Source organism: Brevundimonas albigilva (genome assembly GCF_023573565.1).
Taxonomy (GTDB): domain Bacteria; phylum Pseudomonadota; class Alphaproteobacteria; order Caulobacterales; family Caulobacteraceae; genus Brevundimonas; species Brevundimonas albigilva.
Genome location: NZ_CP097649.1, coordinates 1842859 through 1861910, shown reverse-complemented (window position 1 = coordinate 1861910; position 19052 = coordinate 1842859). Strand labels below are relative to the sequence as shown.

At 70.4% G+C, this 19052-nt stretch carries 17 protein-coding genes and 1 pseudogene; 6 read left to right on the top strand and 12 right to left on the bottom strand.

What is annotated here, in order from left to right; all coding sequences use genetic code 11:
• Window positions 1–22: 22 nt before the first annotated feature.
• The gene (locus M8231_RS09295) at window positions 23–619 is read right to left on the bottom strand and encodes a CvpA family protein (RefSeq protein ID WP_249750165.1); all 597 of its coding nucleotides are present in this window, start codon (window positions 617–619) and stop codon (window positions 23–25) included.
• Window positions 620–651: 32 nt separating this feature from the next.
• The gene (radA, locus tag M8231_RS09290) at window positions 652–2022 is read right to left on the bottom strand and encodes a DNA repair protein RadA (protein ID WP_249750166.1); all 1371 of its coding nucleotides are present in this window, start codon (window positions 2020–2022) and stop codon (window positions 652–654) included.
• Between the two features lie 167 nt (window positions 2023–2189).
• Between radA and M8231_RS09285 the strand changes: the two genes are divergently transcribed.
• Window positions 2190–2819, top strand: a complete 630-nt coding sequence (locus tag M8231_RS09285; protein ID WP_249750167.1) for a Yip1 family protein — start codon at window positions 2190–2192, stop codon at window positions 2817–2819.
• Between the two features lie 10 nt (window positions 2820–2829).
• On the opposite strand, the gene alr is transcribed toward M8231_RS09285, so the two are convergent.
• From alr to rpsR, 5 genes are all read right to left on the bottom strand, one after another.
• Complete coding sequence (gene alr / locus M8231_RS09280; protein WP_250201324.1) at window positions 2830–3867, bottom strand: alanine racemase; 1038 nt, start codon at window positions 3865–3867, stop codon at window positions 2830–2832.
• A gap of 323 nt (window positions 3868–4190) precedes the next feature.
• Window positions 4191–5681, bottom strand: a complete 1491-nt coding sequence (locus M8231_RS09275) for a replicative DNA helicase (RefSeq protein WP_250201323.1) — start codon at window positions 5679–5681, stop codon at window positions 4191–4193.
• Between the two features lie 152 nt (window positions 5682–5833).
• Window positions 5834–8185 carry a TonB-dependent receptor plug domain-containing protein gene (locus M8231_RS09270; RefSeq protein WP_250201322.1) on the bottom strand — a complete coding sequence of 784 codons (2352 nt, stop codon included), beginning with the start codon at window positions 8183–8185 and terminating at the stop codon, window positions 5834–5836.
• Window positions 8186–8554: 369 nt separating this feature from the next.
• Complete coding sequence (gene rplI / locus M8231_RS09265; RefSeq protein WP_250201321.1) at window positions 8555–9139, bottom strand: 50S ribosomal protein L9; 585 nt, start codon at window positions 9137–9139, stop codon at window positions 8555–8557.
• Window position 9140: 1 nt separating this feature from the next.
• Window positions 9141–9416, bottom strand: a complete 276-nt coding sequence (gene rpsR, locus M8231_RS09260; protein WP_249750170.1) for a 30S ribosomal protein S18 — start codon at window positions 9414–9416, stop codon at window positions 9141–9143.
• On the opposite strand from rpsR, the gene M8231_RS17080 reads away from it, so the two are divergent.
• Window positions 9394–9573 carry a hypothetical protein gene (locus M8231_RS17080; RefSeq protein ID WP_353745004.1) on the top strand — a complete coding sequence of 60 codons (180 nt, stop codon included), beginning with the start codon at window positions 9394–9396 and terminating at the stop codon, window positions 9571–9573. The two genes, rpsR and M8231_RS17080, sit on opposite strands and share 23 nt — an antisense overlap.
• Window positions 9574–9592: 19 nt before the next feature.
• On the opposite strand, the pseudogene rpsF reads toward M8231_RS17080, so the two are convergent.
• Window positions 9593–9790 (bottom strand): annotated as a pseudogene (gene rpsF / locus M8231_RS17075) (30S ribosomal protein S6); the annotation flags it as partial.
• A 385-nt stretch (window positions 9791–10175) separates the two neighbouring features.
• On the opposite strand from rpsF, the gene M8231_RS09250 reads away from it, so the two are divergent.
• Window positions 10176–11768, top strand: a complete 1593-nt coding sequence (locus M8231_RS09250; protein WP_249750172.1) for a carboxyl transferase domain-containing protein — start codon at window positions 10176–10178, stop codon at window positions 11766–11768.
• A 6-nt stretch (window positions 11769–11774) separates the two neighbouring features.
• On the opposite strand, the gene ppk2 is transcribed toward M8231_RS09250, so the two are convergent.
• On the bottom strand, window positions 11775–12524 hold the full coding sequence (gene ppk2, locus M8231_RS09245; RefSeq protein ID WP_249750173.1) for a polyphosphate kinase 2: 750 nt from the start codon (window positions 12522–12524) through the stop codon (window positions 11775–11777).
• A gap of 96 nt (window positions 12525–12620) precedes the next feature.
• Between ppk2 and M8231_RS09240 the strand changes: the two genes are divergently transcribed.
• From M8231_RS09240 to M8231_RS09230, 3 genes are all read left to right on the top strand, one after another.
• Entirely contained in the window at window positions 12621–13757 is a 1137-nt protein-coding gene (locus M8231_RS09240) for a serine hydrolase domain-containing protein (RefSeq protein WP_249750174.1), read from the top strand.
• Window positions 13758–13862: 105 nt separating this feature from the next.
• Window positions 13863–14621, top strand: a complete 759-nt coding sequence (locus tag M8231_RS09235) for an extensin-like domain-containing protein (RefSeq protein WP_249750175.1) — start codon at window positions 13863–13865, stop codon at window positions 14619–14621.
• A gap of 210 nt (window positions 14622–14831) precedes the next feature.
• Window positions 14832–15035 carry a cold-shock protein gene (locus tag M8231_RS09230; RefSeq protein ID WP_249750176.1) on the top strand — a complete coding sequence of 68 codons (204 nt, stop codon included), beginning with the start codon at window positions 14832–14834 and terminating at the stop codon, window positions 15033–15035.
• A 148-nt stretch (window positions 15036–15183) separates the two neighbouring features.
• Here the strand turns inward: M8231_RS09230 and M8231_RS09225 are convergent, their stop codons facing one another.
• From M8231_RS09225 to M8231_RS09215, 3 genes are all read right to left on the bottom strand, one after another.
• Complete coding sequence (locus M8231_RS09225) at window positions 15184–16131, bottom strand: DMT family transporter (RefSeq protein WP_250201320.1); 948 nt, start codon at window positions 16129–16131, stop codon at window positions 15184–15186.
• Between the two features lie 64 nt (window positions 16132–16195).
• Window positions 16196–18367, bottom strand: coding sequence for a histidine kinase dimerization/phosphoacceptor domain -containing protein (locus M8231_RS09220; RefSeq protein WP_250201319.1), 2172 nt, complete (start codon window positions 18365–18367; stop codon window positions 16196–16198).
• On the bottom strand, window positions 18364–18939 hold the full coding sequence (locus M8231_RS09215; protein WP_250201318.1) for a biliverdin-producing heme oxygenase: 576 nt from the start codon (window positions 18937–18939) through the stop codon (window positions 18364–18366). Before M8231_RS09215 ends, M8231_RS09220 begins: the two co-directional genes overlap by 4 nt.
• Between the last annotated feature and the right edge of the window lie 113 nt (window positions 18940–19052).

Here is a 19052-nt window from a genome sequence, read left to right as displayed (position 1 = left end):
CGATGACCTGGGACTTGGGACACTAGGGGGCGGCTTCGCGCGGCGAAGTAGTCCCGGATTGCGGCTGGGGCAAGGCTTCCCGATCGGAAAACCCTTTGCGTACGGAGGAATCCACCACGGGGGAGATGGCGTCGACGCCCCGGCCGATGCCGGGCAGGACCATCTGGATCGCCCGCGCGCCGAGCGCGCTGACCGGATAGGTCAGGGCGCCGTTCAGCCAGCGGGGCGTGCGTTCGCCAGGCAAGGCGGCCACGATGACGAGATGGACCGCTCCGATCAGGATCAGGGCGCGCACGGCGCCCACGGCAAGGCCAAGCACGCGATCGAGGCCGCCCAGGGACGGATGCGCCTTGGCGCTCTTGGACAGCAGGGATCCGGCGATCCGCAGGCCGAAATAGACGACGAAGAAGGTCAGGATGGCCGCCAGCACCGTGCCGGCCCAGTCGGGATCGACCACGGCGCGCCCGGCCATGGCGGTGAAGGGCAGGGCGATCAGGGCGACCAGGGCGGCCAGCAGCGCGCTGAGCAGGGTCACGATCTCGCGGACGCCCCCGCGCACCCAGCCGGCGGCGGCCGAGAACAGCAGAACCACGATGACGAAGACGTCGTATCCGGTCACGCGGCGGGGTTCCTGGCGGGGCTCACGGCTCTCTAATACCGGTTCTGCGAGATTCGTTCGACCACTTCGGACAGGCGCGTGGCCGCCGTGGTCTTCACGCCCCTGGTCTTGGCCGACAGGGGCGGGGACAGGACCTGGTCGAAGCCCAGCTTCTGGGCCTCGCGCAGACGGGCCTCGGCGCGGCCGACGCTGCGGACCTCGCCCGACAGGCCGATTTCGCCGAAGACGACGCAACCCTGCGGCAGGGGCACGTCCAGGGCCGAGCTGATCAGCGCCGCCGCCGCGGCCAGATCCGCCGCCGGCTCGTTGATGCGCAGGCCCCCCGCGACGTTCAGATAGACGTCCTTGTCCCCGAACCCCAGGCCGCAGCGCGCTTCCAAGACCGCCAGCAGCATGGCCAGCCGGCCCGAATCCCAGCCGACCACGGCCCGGCGCGGCGTGCCGTAGGCCGAGGGCGCGACCAGGGCCTGCATCTCGACCAGCACGGGCCGCGAACCCTCGATGCCGGCGAACACGGCCGCGCCCGGCGCGCGGTCCTTGCCCTCGCCCAGGAACAGGGCCGAGGGGTTGGCGACCTCGCGCAGGCCGCTGTCGCCCATTTCGAAGACGCCGATCTCGTCGGTCGCGCCAAAGCGGTTTTTGCCGGCGCGCAGGATGCGGAAGGGATAGCCGCGCTCGCCCTCGAAGGTCATGACGGCGTCGACCATGTGTTCGACCACCCGGGGGCCGGCGACCTGGCCGTCCTTGGTGACGTGGCCGACCAGCACCACCGCGGGGCCGCCGTTCTTGGCCAGCCGCACCAGTTCCCCGGCGCAGGCCCGCACCTGGGTGATGGAGCCCGGCCCGCTCTCGTGCACGTCGGACCATAGCGTCTGCACCGAATCGACGATGACGATGTCGAACGTCTCGCGCTTCAGCGTGCCCAGGATGTCGCGCAGCGCCGTGGCCGCGGCCAGATCGACCGGCGCGTCGGCCAGCCCCATCCGCTTGGCCCGGGCGCGGATCTGCTCGACCGCCTCCTCGCCGGAGATGTAGGCGACCTTGGCGCCGCGCAGCGCGGCCTTGGCCGCGACCTCCAGCAACAGGGTCGACTTGCCCACCCCCGGATCGCCCGACAGCAGAATGGCCGATCCCGGCACGACCCCGCCGCCGCAGACCCGGTCGAACTCGGCCACGCCGGTGGCGATGCGGGGCGGCTCGGGCGTGTCGCACTGAAGCGTCTCGAACTGAAGGCCCCGGCCGCGCGCGGCGGCCGAGGCGGCCGGCTTGATGGCGCCGGGCGGGGCGGATCGGCTCTCCTCGCTCAGGGTGTTCCACTGGCCGCACGATCCGCACTGGCCGGACCATTTGCCGTGGACCGTCCCGCAGGACTGACAGACGTAGAGGGCGGTGTCGCGAGCCATGTGGGCCTGTCTAGCAGATGCCGCGGCGGGGGCTATCCGCCCGCCGCCCGTCTGCGACCGGAACTGACGTGGGTGTGGAAATGAGACTGACTCTCAGCATCTTGCATCTATGGCCAAGCCGGGGTCAGTATGCCGCACCCTGTTCTCCCAGCCCCCGAGCGCCCTCCATGACCGACCAGCCGAGCCAACCCGCCGTCGATCCCGCCCTGGTGGCGCGCGTCAAGGGCATCCTGCTTCAGCCCCGGGCGGAGTGGGAGCGGATCGACGGCGAGTTCGCCACCACCCAGACCCTGTTCACCCGCTACGCCATGATCCTGGCCGCCATCGGCCCGGTGTGCAGCCTGCTGGGCGGCCAGCTGTTGCCGATCTTCGGAATGCGGATGCCGATCACCGCGGCGCTGGTGGTGGCCGTGGTCAGCTATCTGCTGTCGCTGCTGGGCGTCTTCCTGCTGGGCCTGATCATCAACGCCCTGGCCCCCAGCTTCGGCTCGGTCCCCAGCAAGATCCAGGCGATGAAGGTGGCGGTCTATTCGTGGACGGCGGCCTGGCTGGCCGGGGTGTTCGGCCTGATTCCCATGCTGGGCGTGCTGGCGATCCTGGGCCTTTACTCCTTCTATCTGCTGTTCGTCGGCCTGCCGATCCTGATGAAGACGCCGGAAGACAAGAAGGTCGGCTATTTCATCGTCACGCTGATCCTCAGCATCGTGGTCTATTTCATCATCAGCGCCGTGATCGGCAGCATCAGCATGATGTTCGTGGCCAGCACGGCGGCGATGAGCGGCCTGGCCGGTCTCTGACCCGCCGGCGTCAATCGACATAGGCGCGCGGGACGCGGGGGGTGATCGAGGTCAGCAGTTCGTAGGCGATGGTGCCCGCCGCCGCCGCCGCGTCGTCCAGCCGGCGGTTGGGGCCGAACAGTTCGACCCGGTCGCCGACGGCGACGTCCAGGCCCGTGACGTCCACGGCGCAGACGTCCATCGACACCCGGCCCAGCAGCGGCCGCGTCTGGCCCGCCACCCAGGCCGCCCCGCGCGGGCTGTAGGACCGAAGCAGGCCGTCGGCGTAGCCGGCCGCCACGGTGGCGACCCGCACGGGCGCGTCGGCCCGGAAGCCGCGCGAATAGCCGACGCTCTCGCCCGCCGGAACCTCGCGCACCTGCAGCACCTCGGCCCAGAGCGTGGCGACGGGCGCGATCCGGTCGTCGGTCCGCCCCTCGGGCCCGCCGCCGTAGAGGCAGATGCCCGGCCGCACGGCGTCGAAGGCGAAGTCCGGCCCCAGGAAACAGCCGCCGGAGTTGGCGAAGGAGCGGATCGCGCCGGGATAGCGCTGGGCGGCCGCGGCGAAGAGGTCGCGCTGGCGGCGGTTCATCGGCTGGGCCGGTTCGTCGGCGCAGGCCAGGTGGCTCATCACCAAAGAGACGCCGTCGAACGTTTCGGGGGCGTCCTCGGGCCGGAAGCCCAGCCGGTTCATGCCGGTGTCGATCTGAAGGCCGCAGGCGCCGCCGCCGGCCTGGCGCCAGGCGTCGATCTGGCGCGGCTGGTTCAGCACCGGCCGCAGGTCGGCCGCCTTCAGTTCCGCCGCCGCGCCCTCATGGCAGCCGTCCAGCACATAGATGGTCGGCTCGGCGCCCAGGGCCGCGCGCAGGGCCTGGCCCTCGGCGGCGCGCGCCACGAAGAAGGTCCGCGCGCCCTCGGCCATCAGGCGGGTCGCGCAGGCCGGGGCGCCCAGGCCGTAGCCGTCGGCCTTGACCACAGGATGCACGGGCGCGCCGGTCAGGGCCTGAAGCGCGTGGAAATTGCGCGCGAGGGCGCCGAGATCGACGGAAAGCGTGGCGGGGGAGGGCATCGGGCTCTTATGACGCAAGTTTCTTGCAATGGAAGGGCGGCGAGCCCGAGCCGTGCGGAAAAACACCGTGCGAAGAGTGCGAATAGTGTGAAATCCGGGCCGGAAGCGACGCCGCGACCGCACGGTTCGCGAAAAAGACAGTGTGAATAGTATGAATGGTGTGAAATCCGGTCGCGGCGCCCCGCAGGCCGGGGGGGCGGCGATCATAACCGATCGCGAAGGTGCGAAAGGTCGATCGCCGGACCGTCACCGTATGGCGTTGTTCTGAAAACGGAAATGTTCAGAAATTGGGATGGCCGAGGCGACGCGCCCGCCGTGCGGCCCTATTCGTAGCTGTCCTGGTAGCGGCAGTCGTGGGCCAGGTTGCCGAACTTGGTGGTGTCGGCGTCGAAGGCCAGTTTGACGATGCCGATGGGGCCGTGGCGCTGCTTGCCGATGACGACCTCGGCCTGGTGCTGCAGGCGGTCCATGTCCTGCTGCCACTGCAGGTGTTCCTCGGTGCCCTCGCGCGGTTCGGCGCGGCCCAGGTAATAGCTCTCGCGATAGACGAACATCACGCAGTCGGCGTCCTGCTCGATCGAGCCGGATTCGCGCAGGTCCGACAGCTGGGGCCGCTTGTCCTCGCGCTGCTCGACCTGGCGCGACAGCTGCGACAGGGCGATGATCGGCACCGACAGCTCCTTGGCCAGGGCCTTCAGCCCGCCGGTGATCTCGGACACCTCCTGCACCCGGTTCTTCTGGCTGTTCTCGCCGGTGGTCACGAGCTGGAGGTAGTCGACGATGATCAGGTCCAGGCCGTGCTCCATCCGCTTCAGCCGCCGCGCGCGCGCGGCCAGCTTGGAGATGGACAGGCCGCCGGTGGCGTCGATGTAGAGGGGGCTTTCGCCGATCTCGACGGCGGCGTCGCGGATCTTGCCGAAGTCGGTGGCGTCGATCTCGCCCTTGCGCAGCTTGTCGGAGGACACGCCCGAGGCGTCGGCCAGGATCCGCATGGCCAGCTGTTCGGCGCTCATTTCCAGCGAGTAGAAGGCCACGACCCCGCCGTTGACGGTCTTGCGCCCCTCCGGCGTCGGCTCCCACTGATAGTTGCGCGCCACGTTGAAGGCGATGTTGGTCGCCAGCGCCGTCTTGCCCATCGACGGACGGCCGGCGAGGATCAACAGGTCGGACGGGTGCAGGCCGCCCAGCTTGGAGTCCAGGTCGTTCAGGTGGGTGGCCAGGCCGGCCAGCTTGCCGTCGCGCTGATACGCCTCGGCCGCCATCTGAACCGCGCCGGACAAGGCGTGGGAAAAGCTGACGAAACCGGACGAAGGCTTGCCGGTTTCGGCCAGGGAGTACAGGGTCTGCTCGGCCTGTTCGATCTGCTCGTCGGCGGGCGTTTCGGGGTTCGGCGCCTCCTTGATGATGTCGCCGCCGATGCGGATCAGGTCGCGACGCAGGGCCAGGTCATAGACGACCCGGGCGTAGTCGGGCGCATTGGCGGCGGGCGGGGCGCGGTCCACCAGGTCGGCCAGATAGCGCAGGCCGCCGAACTCCTGAAACGCCGGGTCCTGCTTGAACCGCTCCATCAGGATGGTGGGCTCGGCCAGCATCCCCTGGCGGATGTGGTCCTCGATCGCCTCGAACAGACGCTGGTGGAAGGGCTCGTAGAAGTGCGAGCCGCGCAGCCGGTCGCTGAGCCGTTCGAACACGGCGTTGTCGAACATCAGCGAGCCCAGCAGCGCCTGCTCGGCCTCCAGATTGTGCGGCATCGACGAGACGCCGCCGTGATCGGTCGGCGAGGCGGAAAAGGGCAGCGGGGCGAAGGCGTTCATGTCGGTTAAGGCTTTAGCGCCGCCCTGCGTCGGATGCGGACGGAATCCGACGCACGTCCGAAGATGAACGGGGATAGGCTGTGGACGGGGCGCGAAACGACAGGGGCGCTCCCGAAGGAACGCCCCCTTGAGCCGTCAGGCGCGGGGCCGGGTCACCAGTTCAGGCTGACCCGGGCATAGGCGTAGCGGCCATTGAAGCCGAAGGGCGAATAGTAGGGGAAGCCCAGCACGCCGTTGGAATTCAGGCTGGCCGGCACATAGTCCGGATATTCGTCGAAGACGTTGTCCACGCCGACGGCCAGGCCGACCCGGTCGGTCAGTCGATAGCGGCCTTCCAGATCCACCACCGTCTTGGCGCCGGTCGAATAGTCGCTGGCGGCGGTCGAGCCGGGCTGCAGGACGTCGCCGTAGTAGGTGGCCTTCAGCGTGGCCCCCCACTGGTCCAGACGCCAGTCCGCCGAGGCCGAGACCTTGGTCGCCAGCGTGCCCTCCTCGATGGTCAGGATGCGCTGGCGGGCGAACAGGGTGGGCGAGAGGTCGGTGCTCAGCGACACGTCGTTGAAGTTCGCCGCGACCGTGAAGTCGAAGTCGCCGGCCGCCTCGGTCGGCAGGCGATAGCGGCCGACCACGTCCACGCCCTCGGTCTCGGTCGAGACGCCGTTCAGGAAGAACCGCGCGGCCTGCACGCCCAGCGGACCCAGCACCGCCGGATTGCGGATCAGTTCCGACAGGACGATCTGGTCGTCGATGTCGATCTTGTAGGCGTCCACCGTCAGGTCGAAGCGGCCCAGCCGCACCACCGCGCCCAGCGAATAGTTGGTCGAGGTCTCGGGCTCCAGCGGGCGGCCGCCCAGGGCCGTCGCCACCACGCTGGTCGCCGGGAAGGTGCCCGTCTCGACCACGGCGCCGTCCTGGATCACCGAGGCGGTGGAGGTGAAGAAGGATTGCTGCAGCGACGGCGCGCGGAAGGCCGTCGAGATCGAGCCGCGCAGGGCGAAAGCGGGGGTGAAGTCGTAGCGGGCGCTGAACTTGCCCGTCTGGGTGTCGCCGAAGTCGGAATAGTCCTCGAACCGCACGGCCCCCTCGACCGTCAGCTTTTCGGTCAGCGGGATCTCCACGTCGGCGTAGGCGGCGAAGTTGTCGCGGTCGACGTCGATCTCGTTCGAGGGCTGGAAGCCGACGAAGCCCTGGGCGCCGCCGGCCAGGGCGGTGTTGGCGCCCAGCGGGCCGCGGTTGTAGCTCTCGGGCTGGCCGGCCTCGATCTTGTAGGTCTCCCAGCGCTGCTCCAGGCCCCAGGCGAAGTTCAGCGGGCCGCCGGACAGGCCGACCTCGAAGGCCTGGCTGAAGTCGGCGCCCAGGACCAGCTGGTCATAGATCAGCGAACCGGAATCGAAGGTCGTCGGCGAGGCCGAGCCATAGGTGGAGTTCAGCGAGTCCCGCGTCTCGAAATCCAGGGCGTTGCGGCCATAGACCAGGCTGATCTCGGCGTCCCAGCCGCCCAGCTGGCCGCGCGCGCCGCCGGCGGCCGACACGTCCTGGCTGTCCACGCCGATCTTGGGCAGGAAGCCGTCCGGATAGATGGCCGCGACATTGTTCACATTGTCGGACAGGCGCGGGAAGGCGGCGCTTTCGCTCTGGCGATCCTGATAGCCGGCCCAGCCGAAGGCCTCCCAGCCGTTCCCCAGGGGCTTGCCGGCGTTGGCGAAGACGGTCCACTGCTCGACCTCGGGGTCGCCGGCGCGGGCGGTGACGGCGCCGTTGGCGGCGGCGCGCGGATCGTAGTCCGAGCGGTTGGTCGGGTCGCGCTGGAGGTATTCCGCCGACAGGGTCAGATAGCCGTCCGAGCCCAGGGCCAGGCCCTGCCAGGCCGAGGCGGTGACGGTCTGGCCGTCGTTCTCGTCGCGTTCGCCGCGCGCGGTCTCCACGGTGGTGACGTACTGGCCGTAGGTGACGCTGGCGCCGCCGCCGCTTGAGGCTTCCTTGAGGCGCAGGTTGACGACGCCGGCGATGGCGTCGGAGCCGTACTGGGCCGAGGCGCCGTCGCGCAGCACCTCGACGCGGTCAAGGGCGCCGGTGGGGATGGCGTTCAGGTCCACGGCGGCCGAGCCGCGCCCGATCGAGCCGTTGACGTTGACCAGGGCCGAGGCGTGGCGGCGCGTGCCGTTCAGCAGCACCAGCGTCTGGTCCGGCGACAGGCCGCGCAGGGTCGCCGGCCGCACCGAGTCGGTGCCGTCCACCGCGGTCGGGCGGGCGAAGGTCAGCGAGGGCACGGTCTGCGACAGGGCGGCGGCGAACTCGGTGGTGCCGCGCTGCTGCAGGGTCTCGCTGGTCACGACGTCGACGGGGGCCAGGGTGTCCAGGCGCGAGCGGTTGGGCACGCGCGTGCCGGTGACCACGATGTCGTTCGGGTCGGCCTCAGGCGCGGTCTGGGCCAGGGCGGGGGCGGCGCCGAACAGGGCGATCGCGGAAGCGGCGCCCAGCAGGGCGGACAGGCGGGAGGTCATGGAGGAATCCTTCTTGAAGGCGCGGGAGAGCATCCGGCGGTCTTGGGTCGCCGCCGGTTGGGAAAGGTCGGGATCGGAAAGGGGACGCGCGGCGGCCTCAGCCGCGGCGACATCGCCGGGCGCGACAGGCGTTTCGGAACAGGTTGCGGCGCATGAGGCCCCTCCAGGCGCGGCACAGGGGAGGCGTGTCGCGGCAGAGGCGATATTGAGACCGCATCGGGGCGCGTCAATCCGGGCCATGCGCCAGATTTTCTGGCCGCGTCTTTAGAAATCCTTACGCGGCGGGCCGGCGGGGGCTGGCCCGCGGGCAGGAAAAAGGGCGCGTCCCGTGCGGAACGCGCCCTTGTCCTTGTCGTCGATCCGGTCGGATCAGGCTTCGTCGCCGAAGCCTTCCTGTTGACTGGCGCCGCCCTCGATCAGCTCCTGGGCCGATTGCTCGGCGGCCTGGCGCTCGTCGTCGAACTGGCTGCGGATGACGTCTTCACCCTTGGCCTGACGCTCGGCTTCGTCGGCCGAACGGGCGATGTTGACCTTGACCGTGGCGCGGACCTCGGCGTGCAGGCGGACCAGCACTTCGTGGACGCCCAGGGTCTTGATCGCCGTGTTCAGCACGACCTGCGAACGCTCGACCTTGCCGCCTTCGGCCTGGATGGCCTCGGCGACGTCGCGGCCCGCGACCGAACCGTACAGCTGGCCGGTTTCGCCGGCCTGGCGGATCATGACGTAGGTTTCGCCGTCGATCTTGTCGGCGACCTTCTGCGCGTCGGCCTTGTTCTTCTCGTTGCGCTGCTCGATGGCGGCGCGGTCGAGTTCGAAGGCCTTCAGGTTGGCGGCGGTGGCCCGGCGGGCCTTGTCGCGCGGCAGAAGGAAGTTGCGGGCGAAGCCGTCCTTGACGGACACGACGTCGCCGATGGCGCCGAGGTTTTCGACGCGTTCCAGCAGAACGACCTTCATCTTACTTCACCACGTACGGCAGGAGGGCCAGATAGCGGGCGCGCTTGATGGCCTTGGCCAGTTCGCGCTGCTTCTTCTGCGAGACGGCGGTGATGCGCGAAGGCACGATCTTGCCGCGTTCGGAGACGTAGCGCTGCAGCAGCTTCACGTCCTTGTAGTCGATCTTCGGCGCGTTGGCGCCCGAGAACGGGCACACCTTGCGGCGACGATAGAAGGGGCGGCGGGCCGGGCCGGAGCCGGCCGGAGCGCCCGGAGTGGGGGCAGTCGTATCGGTCATGTCCGGTTTCCTTATTCGGCGTCGGAAGAGGCGTCGTCGCGCGGGGTGCGCTCGCGCTCACGCTCGCGTTCACGCTCGCGGCGGGCCAGCAGCGGCGACAGTTCCAGGTCGAGTTCCTCGACGCGGACGGTCAGCCAGCGCAGCACGTCTTCGTTGATCGACAGCTGACGCTCGACCTCGGCCATGGCGGCCGGGGGGGCGTCGACGGCCAGCAGCGAATAGTGCGCCTTGCGGTTCTTCTTCACGCGGTAGGTCAGGTTGCGCAGACCCCAGTATTCGATCTTGGCGACCGAGCCGCCGCCGGCGACGATCAGATCCTTGATGGTGTCATTCAGCGCTTCGGCCTGTTGCGCCGAGATGTCCTGGCGCGTCATGACCGTGTGCTCGTAAAGAGCCATGCGGTAGTCTCCCTTTTCGGGCGTCGGCGCGGAAACGACCGGGTAAGTCGATCTCCACGATGGCTCCTGGCGCGGCGGCCGGACCGAGCGTCCGTCCCTTTGGTGGTCCGCGTCAGGACCGAAGCCCTGGAAAGCGGGCGCGTATAGGGGAAAAGGGGCGGGAGCGCAACATTTCTCTCTCCCCCGCGGGGAGGTCGGGCGGGGAGGGCGGGGAGGGCGCGGCGACGCCCTACAGACCTGGACTTCATCAAGCAGGTGCGACCCTGCCGGGCCGCCCCCACCCGGTCGCTTCGCGACCACCCTCCCCATGAAGGGGAGGGAGAGGCTTTCCCCCGCCGCGCTCCCCGCCTAAACCGTCCCCATGCCGAAGCTGACGTCAGCGGTCGATCCGCAAAGCCCCGATTACAAGTCCCTGCACGCGCACAACAGCGCCCTGGCCGCGACCCTGCGCGAGCGCGTGGCGCAGGCCGCGCGCGGCGGGTCGGACAAGGCGCGCGAGCGGCACGTCTCGCGGGGCAAGCTGTTGCCGCGCGACCGGGTAGAGCGCCTGCTGGACCCTGGCTCGCCCTTCCTGGAGGTCGGGCAGCTGGCGGCGAACGGGATGTACGACGACGAGGCGCCGGGCGCCGGGGTGATCGCCGGGATCGGGCGCGTCTCGGGCCGCGAGGTGATGATCGTCGCCAATGACCCGACGGTGAAGGGCGGCGCCTATTTCCCGATGACGGTCAAGAAGCACCTGCGCGCCCAGGAGATCGCCGAGCAGAACCGCCTGCCGTGCGTCTATCTGGTCGATTCCGGCGGGGCCAACCTGCCGCACCAGGCCGAGGTGTTTCCGGACCGCGACCATTTCGGCCGCATCTTCTTCAACCAGGCGCGGATGAGCGCCAAGGGCATCGCCCAGATCGCCTGCGTCATGGGCCTGTCGACCGCTGGCGGCGCCTATGTGCCCGCCATGTCGGACGAGACGGTCATCGTCCGGAACCAGGGCGCGATCTTCCTGGCCGGGCCGCCGCTGGTGAAGGCCGCGACGGGCGAGGTGATCACCGCCGAGGAGCTGGGCGGGGCCGAGACCCACGGGCGTCGGTCCGGCGTGGTCGACCACGTGGCCGAGAACGACGAGCACGCGCTGGAGGTGGTGCGCTCCATCGTCGCCAATCTGAACACGACCAAGCCGGTAGAGATGGATGTGCGCGAACCGCGCGCGCCGGCCTTCGACCCCGAGGAGCTGTACGGCCTGATCCCCGAGGACGTGCGAGCGCCCTATGACGTGCGCGAGGTGATCGCCCGCATCGTCGACGGCTCCGACTTCGACGAGTTCAAGACGCTGTACGGTTCGACCCTGGTGTGCGGCTTCGCCCGCATCTGGGGCTATCCGGTGGCGATCCTGGCCAACAATGGGGTGATCTTCTCGGAGAGCGCGCAGAAGGGGGCGCACTTCATCGAACTGGCCTGCAAGCGCAAGATCCCGCTGCTGTTCCTGCAGAACATTTCGGGCTTCATGGTCGGCGGAAAGTACGAGGCGGGCGGCATCGCCAAGGACGGGGCCAAGCTGGTGACGGCGGTGGCCTCGGCGGAGGTTCCCAAGTTCACCGTCCTGATCGGCGGATCGTTCGGCGCGGGCAATTACGGCATGTGCGGCCGGGCCTATTCGCCGCGCTTCCTGTTCACCTGGCCCAACAGCCGCATCGGCGTGATGGGCGGCGAGCAGGCCGCCAGCGTCCTGGCCACCGTGCACCGCGACGCCGAGACCTGGACGCCGCAAGACGCCGAGGCCTTCAAGGCGCCGATCCGCCAGAAGTACGAGGACGAGGGCAATCCCTACTACGCCACCGCCCGCCTGTGGGACGACGGCATCATCGATCCGGCCCAGACCCGCGACGTGCTGGGCCTGGCCATCAGCGCCAGCCTGAACGCCCCGATTCCGGAGACCACCTTCGGCCTGTTCAGGATGTGAGGCGGATCAGCGGGCCAGGCGCTTCCTGGCCTCCTCGGCGCCGAAGACGATGTCGGGATCGGGCTTCTTCACCTCGCCCGGAACATGATCCAGCACCGCCAGGATGTGGCGGATGATGTTCAGCCGGGCGGTCTTCTTGTCGTCGGTGGCCACGATGGTCCAGGGCGCGAAGTCGCGGTCGGTCTCGGCCAGCATCCGGTCGCGGGCGTCGGAATAGGCGTCGAAGCGGGCCTCGGCCTCGGCGTCCAGCGAGGACAGCTTGAACTTCTTGAGCGGGTCCTTGCGGCGTTCCTTCAGCCGCAGGGCCTGTTCCTCGCGCGAGATGTCCAGCCACAGCTTGATCAGGACGATCCCGTCGTCGGTCAGCATCCGCTCGAAGCGCGGCGTGTCGGCCATGAACTGGGCGTACTGGGCGGGGGTGCAGAACCCCATCACCGGCTCGACGCCCGCGCGGTTGTACCAGGAGCGGTTGAAGATGACCGTCTCGCCCGCCGCCGGCAGGTGGGCGACGTAGCGCTGGAAATACCACTGGCTGGATTCGCGGTCGCTGGGCTTGGGCAGGGCGACCACGCGCGTCTGGCGCGGCGACATATATTCCGTAAGCCGCTTGATGGCGCCGTCCTTGCCGGCGGTGTCGCGCCCCTCCAGGACGATGACGACCCGCAGGCCGTGTTCGATCGTCCAGGCCTGGGTCTGGACCATGGCGAGCTGGAGCTGCTCCAGTTCGTCGTCGTAGGCGTCGGATTTCTTTCCCATGCGCCGACAGTGACCGGCGCGGGCGGACAGGGCAAGGGCCGTGCGTTCGCGCCGCCGGGACGCTAGGCTGTCGCCGAATACAGGGAGAGCGCCGCCATGAAGACCGACCGCCGAACCGTCCTGGCCGGAAGCCTGGCCGTGGCCGGGCTGGCCGCCCTGCCGGCGCGGGCGGACATCGGCGCCGATCCGGCCGCCTATGAGGCCGTGCTGGAGGCGGTGTTCGCCGAGACCCGGCCGGTGGCCCTGGCCGGCGGGGTGGTGACGCGCGAGGGCCTGGCCTGGTCCGGGGTTCGCGGGGTGCGCCGGTTCGGCGGGGACGACCCGGCGACGCTGGACGACCGCTGGCACCTGGGGTCCAACACCAAGGCGATGACGGCGGCGCTCTACGCCCGGCTGGTCGAGCAGGGACGGGCGGACTGGGACGCGCCCCTGTCGGTCCTGTTCCCGGCCGCGACGGTCGATCCGGCCTATGAGGCCGTGACGATCCGCGACTTCCTGCGCCACCGGGCCGGGGTGAAGGACGCCGACGCCCTGGGCATGGTCTTCTACATGACCGCGCGGGCCGATCCCCGGCCGCTGCCCGAACAGCGCCGCGCGATCGCCGAACGCATCCTGTCGACGCCGCCGACCGGTACGCCGGGCGGATATGAATACGCCAACGCCAACTACATCCTGGCGGGGGCGGCCATCGAAACCCTGACCGGCCAGTCATGGGAGGAGGTGACGCGCGCGGAGATGTTCGGGCCGCTGGGCCTGGCGTCGGCGGGCTTCGGCGCGCCGGTCCACGACGTTCATGGCGGGGCCAACGCCTGGGGGCATCGCTGGGCTGGCGGGCAGACGCACACGCCGGTCGATCCGGCCGATCCCGGCGCCGACAACCCCGCCGCTCTGGGGCCGGCGGGCACCGCGCACATGACGCTGGCGGACTATGCGACGTGGCTGCGGGTGTTCCTGAACGACGGGGGCGGCTGGCTGAAGCCGGAGAGCGTGGCGGTCCTGAGCGATGCGGGCGCAGGCCAGGGCCAGCCCTACGCCCTGGGCTGGATCGCGCCGCCCGCCGTTCCCTGGGCCGGGGGTCCCGCCCTGATGCACGAGGGGTCGAACACCCTGTGGCACGCCGTCGCGGCGGTCGCGCCTCGTCGCGGCGTCGCCCTGATCGGCCTGGCCAACGTCAGCGTCGAGGCCGGCGCCGCCAACGGCCTGATGCCCGGACTGGTGCGCGCGCTGGGATAGGGCCGCGTCGGCCGGTCGATCGCGATGAACGGATCGGCCCCCCGGTGCGTTGGGAAGCGGGGCCGTTGCGGCCCGGCGCGGGGCGCAGGGAGGACGCGGGGCGGCATGAGGCGGGACTTCGCGGACTTCTGGAACCTGCTGTGGGAGGCGGCGCTGCTGGTCTGCGCGGCCTTCGCCCTGCTGAACGCCTATGCGCCGCCGCAAGACCTGCCGTGGAAGCCGCTGGACCTGGATCGGCCGATCGGGCGGGCGACGGCGACCAAGGTGGCGGCCTTCGACCTGCCCCGCGCCGCCACGCCCGAACAGGTCGCGGCGCCCACCGAGGCCTGCATGAGGCTGTTGCGCGAGGCCGGCGTGCAGGTGGAGCGGGCGCCCGATCGCGACGACGGCGGCTTCTGCCAGGTGCGCGGCGCGGTGCGGATCGTCGGCGGGGCCACGCCCCTGGCGCCGGCCGGGGTGGTGATGCAGTGCCCGCTGGCCCTGCGCTACGTCCTCTGGGACCGCCAGGTGCTGCAACCGGCCGCGCGGGACGTGCTGGGCTCTCCGGTGGCGCGGGTGGAGAATTTCGGGACCTACTCGTGCCGTCGCATCTATGGGTCGACCGACACCGGCGACCGGCCCAGCGAACACGCGCGCGCCAATGCGCTGGACGTCGCGGCGGTGACCCTGGCCGACGGGCGCCGGGTCAGCGTCAAGGCCGACTGGGCCGGGCAGGGGCCGGCCGGCGCCGAGGGCGGGCGCTTCCTGAAGCGCGTGGGGCAGGGCGGTTGCCGGCTGTTCTCCAATGTCCTGACGCCCGAGTACAACGCCGCCCATGCCGACCATCTGCATCTGGACGCGGCCCCGCGCGGGGTGTGCGGCTAAGGTTCGATTAACCACCTAACGCCGATTTGTGGAATCGCTTTGCTGTTGACCGGCCCGTAAAGGCGGGTGACAACACGGGCGCAGTCCGGATTTTGCGTGGGGTCCACACCCGCGTCTCGCTCCTTCGCCTGAACGAGCTTGTTCCAGATGGACTGACGGGTCCCTCTGAAAAGGGGCCCGCCTGGAAAGCGCGTTTACGGAGACGCAGACATGGCGACCGGTACGGTCAAGTGGTTCAACCCCACCAAGGGCTATGGTTTCATCCAGCCCGATAGCGGCGGGTCCGACGTGTTCGTTCACGTCACCGCCGTTCAGAAGGCCGGCCTTCAGGGCCTCGATGAGAACGCCAAGGTCGAATACGAGCTGGAAACCCAGCGCGGCAAGACCTCGGCCGTGGACCTCAAGGTCCTCTAAGTCGACAGCCGAACAGGCTGGGAAGCGGGCGCGGGGGCATCCTCCGCGCCCGTTTTCTTTTTAGGGCGGGCTACCGCGCTTCGCGCTGCTTGAGCCCATGTTGTTTGGGCTACCGCGCTTCGCGCTGCTTGAGCCCATGTTGCCTGGGCTACCGCGCTTCGCGCTGCGGGGGTCCGGCGGTTGCGGATGGCTCGGCGGCCAGGCCGGAAAAGGGCGCGGCGGGCGCTCGGTTCGAGCGCTGGGCCAGGATGACGGCGACCAGGACCAGGGCGCCGCCGCCGGCCTGAACCGGGGTCAGGGTCTCGCCGAAGACCAGCCAGCCCAGCAGGGCCGCGACCACCGGCTGGACCAGGATGGTGACGGCGGTGACCGAGGCGGGAAGGCGGCCCAGCGCCCAGGCCACGCCGCCCTGGCCGAAGACGTGCATCACGCCCATGGCGACGCAGGCCGCCCAGCCGGCCAGGGTTGCGGGAAGAACGTCCTCGCCCAGGCCCAGCGCGACCAGGAACAGCAGGGGCGCGCCCAGCAGCGTGGCCCAGAAGGTGATCCGCATCGCGCCGGCCGTCGCGCGCGCCGCCTTCACCGCCAGGAAGTAGCCGGAATACCAGACCGCCACCGACAGGCTGAACAGGTCGCCCAGCAAGGGGTTGGTCCCCTGGCCGCCGTCGGCCCCGGCCGCCATGGCCAGGGCGCCGCCCATCGCCAGGGCGAGGGCCAGCAGGAACAGCCGGCGCGGCTTCTCCTTCAGCACGACCCAGGCGAACAGGGTCACGACCACCGGCGTCAGGTTGCACAGCACCGTGGCGTTGGCCACCGACGTCATGACGATGCCGTAGTGCCAGAAGCTGAGGTCGAGCGTGAAGAACAGGCCGGCCAGCAGCGCCCATTTCGACGGCCGGGCCACGCCTCCCGGTTCGCGCCCCGCCAGCACCGCCAGCAGCGGCAGGGCGAAGGCGAAACGCCAGAAGCCCGCCGCCGCCGGCCCCGTCTCGGTCAGGCGCACCAGGATCGGGGCCAGGCCCAGGACGCAGGCCGCGACCAGCAGCACCGCCAGGGCCGGCGCGAGCGGAGACGTTCGGGGGGAGGGGGCGGTCATGGCGGCTGTTTAGGCCGCGCCGCGCGACCGCGCCATCGGGATCGGCGGCCAGCCAGAGCGGGCGTCAGGCCAGGGGGTCGATGCGCGCCTTCAGCGTCACTTCCAGCCCCGGCTTGCGGTCGCGGTAGGCCAGCTGGCCGTCCAGCTGGCCGACCAGGCTGCGGATCATCATGGAGCCGAAACCCTTGCCCGCCTGGTGCCCGCCCTTGCCGTCGTCGGCGACGGTCAGGCGCAGCTGATCGTCGGCTTCGGCCAGGGTGATGAACAGCGGACCCGGCTGGCCGTCATAGGCGTACTTCTGGGCGTTGATGATCAGCTCGGTCAGGATCAGGCCGAGGGTGACGGCCCGACCGGCGTCGACGCAGACCGGCGCCAGGTCGGTCTGGATCGCGGCGGCCCAATCAGGCCCCATGCTGCCGCCCAGATCCGTCACCAGTTCGCCGATGTAGCGGCTGAGGTCGATGGTGGTGGTGTTGTCGCCCCGATAGAGGCGGCTGTGGACGGTGGAGACCGCGCGCACCCGGCGGCGCGCCTCCTGCAGGGCGACGGCGGCGGGGCCGTCGGCCTGGTCGCGCGCCTGCAGGCCCAGGAAGCTGGACACCAGCGTCAGACTGTTCTGCACGCGGTGATTGACCTCGCGCATCAGATACTGCTGCTGCTCCAGCCGCAGGTCGCGCTCGTTGAGGCGGGTCTGAAGCGACTGGTTGAGGCTGCGCAGCTGGCTGACGGCGGCGAAGTCGGCCAGGGCGTCGCGCAGGCGCGCGGCGGACTCCACCGCGGCGGCGGACCAGCGGCGCGCGCGGCCCGAGACGGTCTGGGACCACTCCTCGAAGGACGCGCGCGGGTTCAGGGCGCCGGACGCGCCGGATTTCACCGCCGTCTCGGGATTTCCCGCCCAGCGCACCGTCTCGACGATTTCCGAGCGGAACCACAGGATGGAGACCGGCGCGCGGCCGGTCAGGCGGACGGCCAGCAGGCCGCTGCCGTGGGCGCGCCACGCCTCGGCCTCGGGCAGGATGCTGGACAGGGCGCTGGAGGAGACGGGACGAAGGCCGGGCAGGCCCTCCAGCCAGGCGCCGAGGCGAGCGACGCCCTCTTCCGGCGGGGTATGGCCGAAGCGGACGACGCGCCCGTCGCCGATCAGGGCCAGGCCGTCGGCGTCGACCAGTTCCATCAACTGCGCCGAGCGCGCCGCCAGCGCCTCGTCCAGCGCCGCTTCGGCGGGCAGCCGGGCGACCAGCTCGTCCTCGAGACGACGCAGGCGGACCCGTTCGCGGTACAGTTCCGCATCCGCCTTGGCCTTGAGTTGGCGCGCCAGGTTGCGGGCCAGCGTCGTGCAGGCGACGCGAATCTCGTACGGCATCAACTGCGGCGCCGCGCTGTGGCAGGCGACCAGGCCCCACAGGGCGTCGTCGACGATGATCGACACCGAGGCCGAGGCCCGCACGCCCATGTTGCGCAGATACTGAAGGTGAACGGGCGACACCGAGCGCAGGCCGGCGTCGCTCATGTCCAGCGGCGGCTCGTCGGGATCGACGGGGCGCAGCGGCTGGGGGGTGTAGTGGCTGTCGGGGATGACCCGCACGGGGTTGCGCAGATAAAGGGCGCGCGCCTGACGCGGGATGTCGGTCGCGGGGAAGTGGTGGTTCAGGAAGGAGGACGCGCCGTTGCCGCGCGCCTCGGCCACGACCTGGCCCGCCTCGTCGTCCAGGAAGCGGTAGATCATGACCCGGTCGAAACCGGTCAGCTTGCGAAAGGCCTCGGCCGCCTGGTCGCTGACGCCCTGCAGGGTGCCGGCCCGTTCCATGTCGGCGCCGGCGGCGTCGAGGCGCGCGATCAGTTCCACGCCCGGGCGGCTTTGCTGGGAGCTTTGCTCCACCTCGACGACGACGCGCGGCGCCTCGCCCGACATCGACGGCGTCGCGTAGTGGACGACGACATCGTATTCCAGCCCGTTGGCGGCGCGCCAGCGTCCGCAGAAGCCCTTGTCCTCCAGCCGCGCCATGTCCCGCACGCGTCGGGCCACGGAATCGCCCAGCAGGTCGGCGACCGGGCGATCCAGCCAGCCGTCGCGCCCGGTCAGGCCCTCGATGGGGCCGGCGCCCTTGAGCACCACCTGGGCTTCAGGGTCCAGCACCAGCAGGAAGCCGTGAGGCTGGACGGCCTGGGGAACATGGATCGGCTCGCGATCGCAATCGGTCAGGTCGATCTCGTCGCGGATGGCGGAATCGGTCATGCGGCTGCCCTTTGCGACAGCGGCGCCAGCGTGGCGCGGGCGTAGGCGAAGCCCTGCAGGCCGCCGGCCACGATCTGCTCGACCGAGGCCGCGCCATCGGCGCAGGCCTGCTCCAGCAAGGTCTGGAAGGCGCGCCAGCGGTCGCCGGTCTGGTCGCCGTGGGGATCGAGGAAGGACAGGCCCGCCAGATCGCACCCGGCGGCGGCCAGGCGGCGGCGGATGATGCGGCCGCCCAGCATCGACCCCTCGGCGACATAGACCCAGCCCAGGGCGGCGCCGGGCGTCGCGACGGGGGGCGGCGCGGCGGGCGTGGGCGCGACGACGCCCAGGTCCGCCAGGTCGCGAGCGACGCCTTCGGATCGTGCAAGCGGCTTGAACGCGCCCGCCAGCGAGGCGACCAGCGGATGGGCGGCCGCCTCCACGCCGAAGTGGAAACGATGGAAGGCCAGGACCATCTGCGCCCGGGCGGCCGGATCGGCCAGGCGGCGCTCGATCGCCGCCTCGTCCTCAAGCGCGGAGTGGTCGGCGGCGGTCGCTCGGCGAAGGGCGGATAGGGCGGGGGAGGCCGACATGAATGACGATCCTAACATATTGAGACCGCTTGTCGATTTTCGCCTGTTGTGTACGCCGCCGTACGTTTTGCATCCGCGCGCCCCGGGGTCACGGAACAGCCGCAGTCTCATGG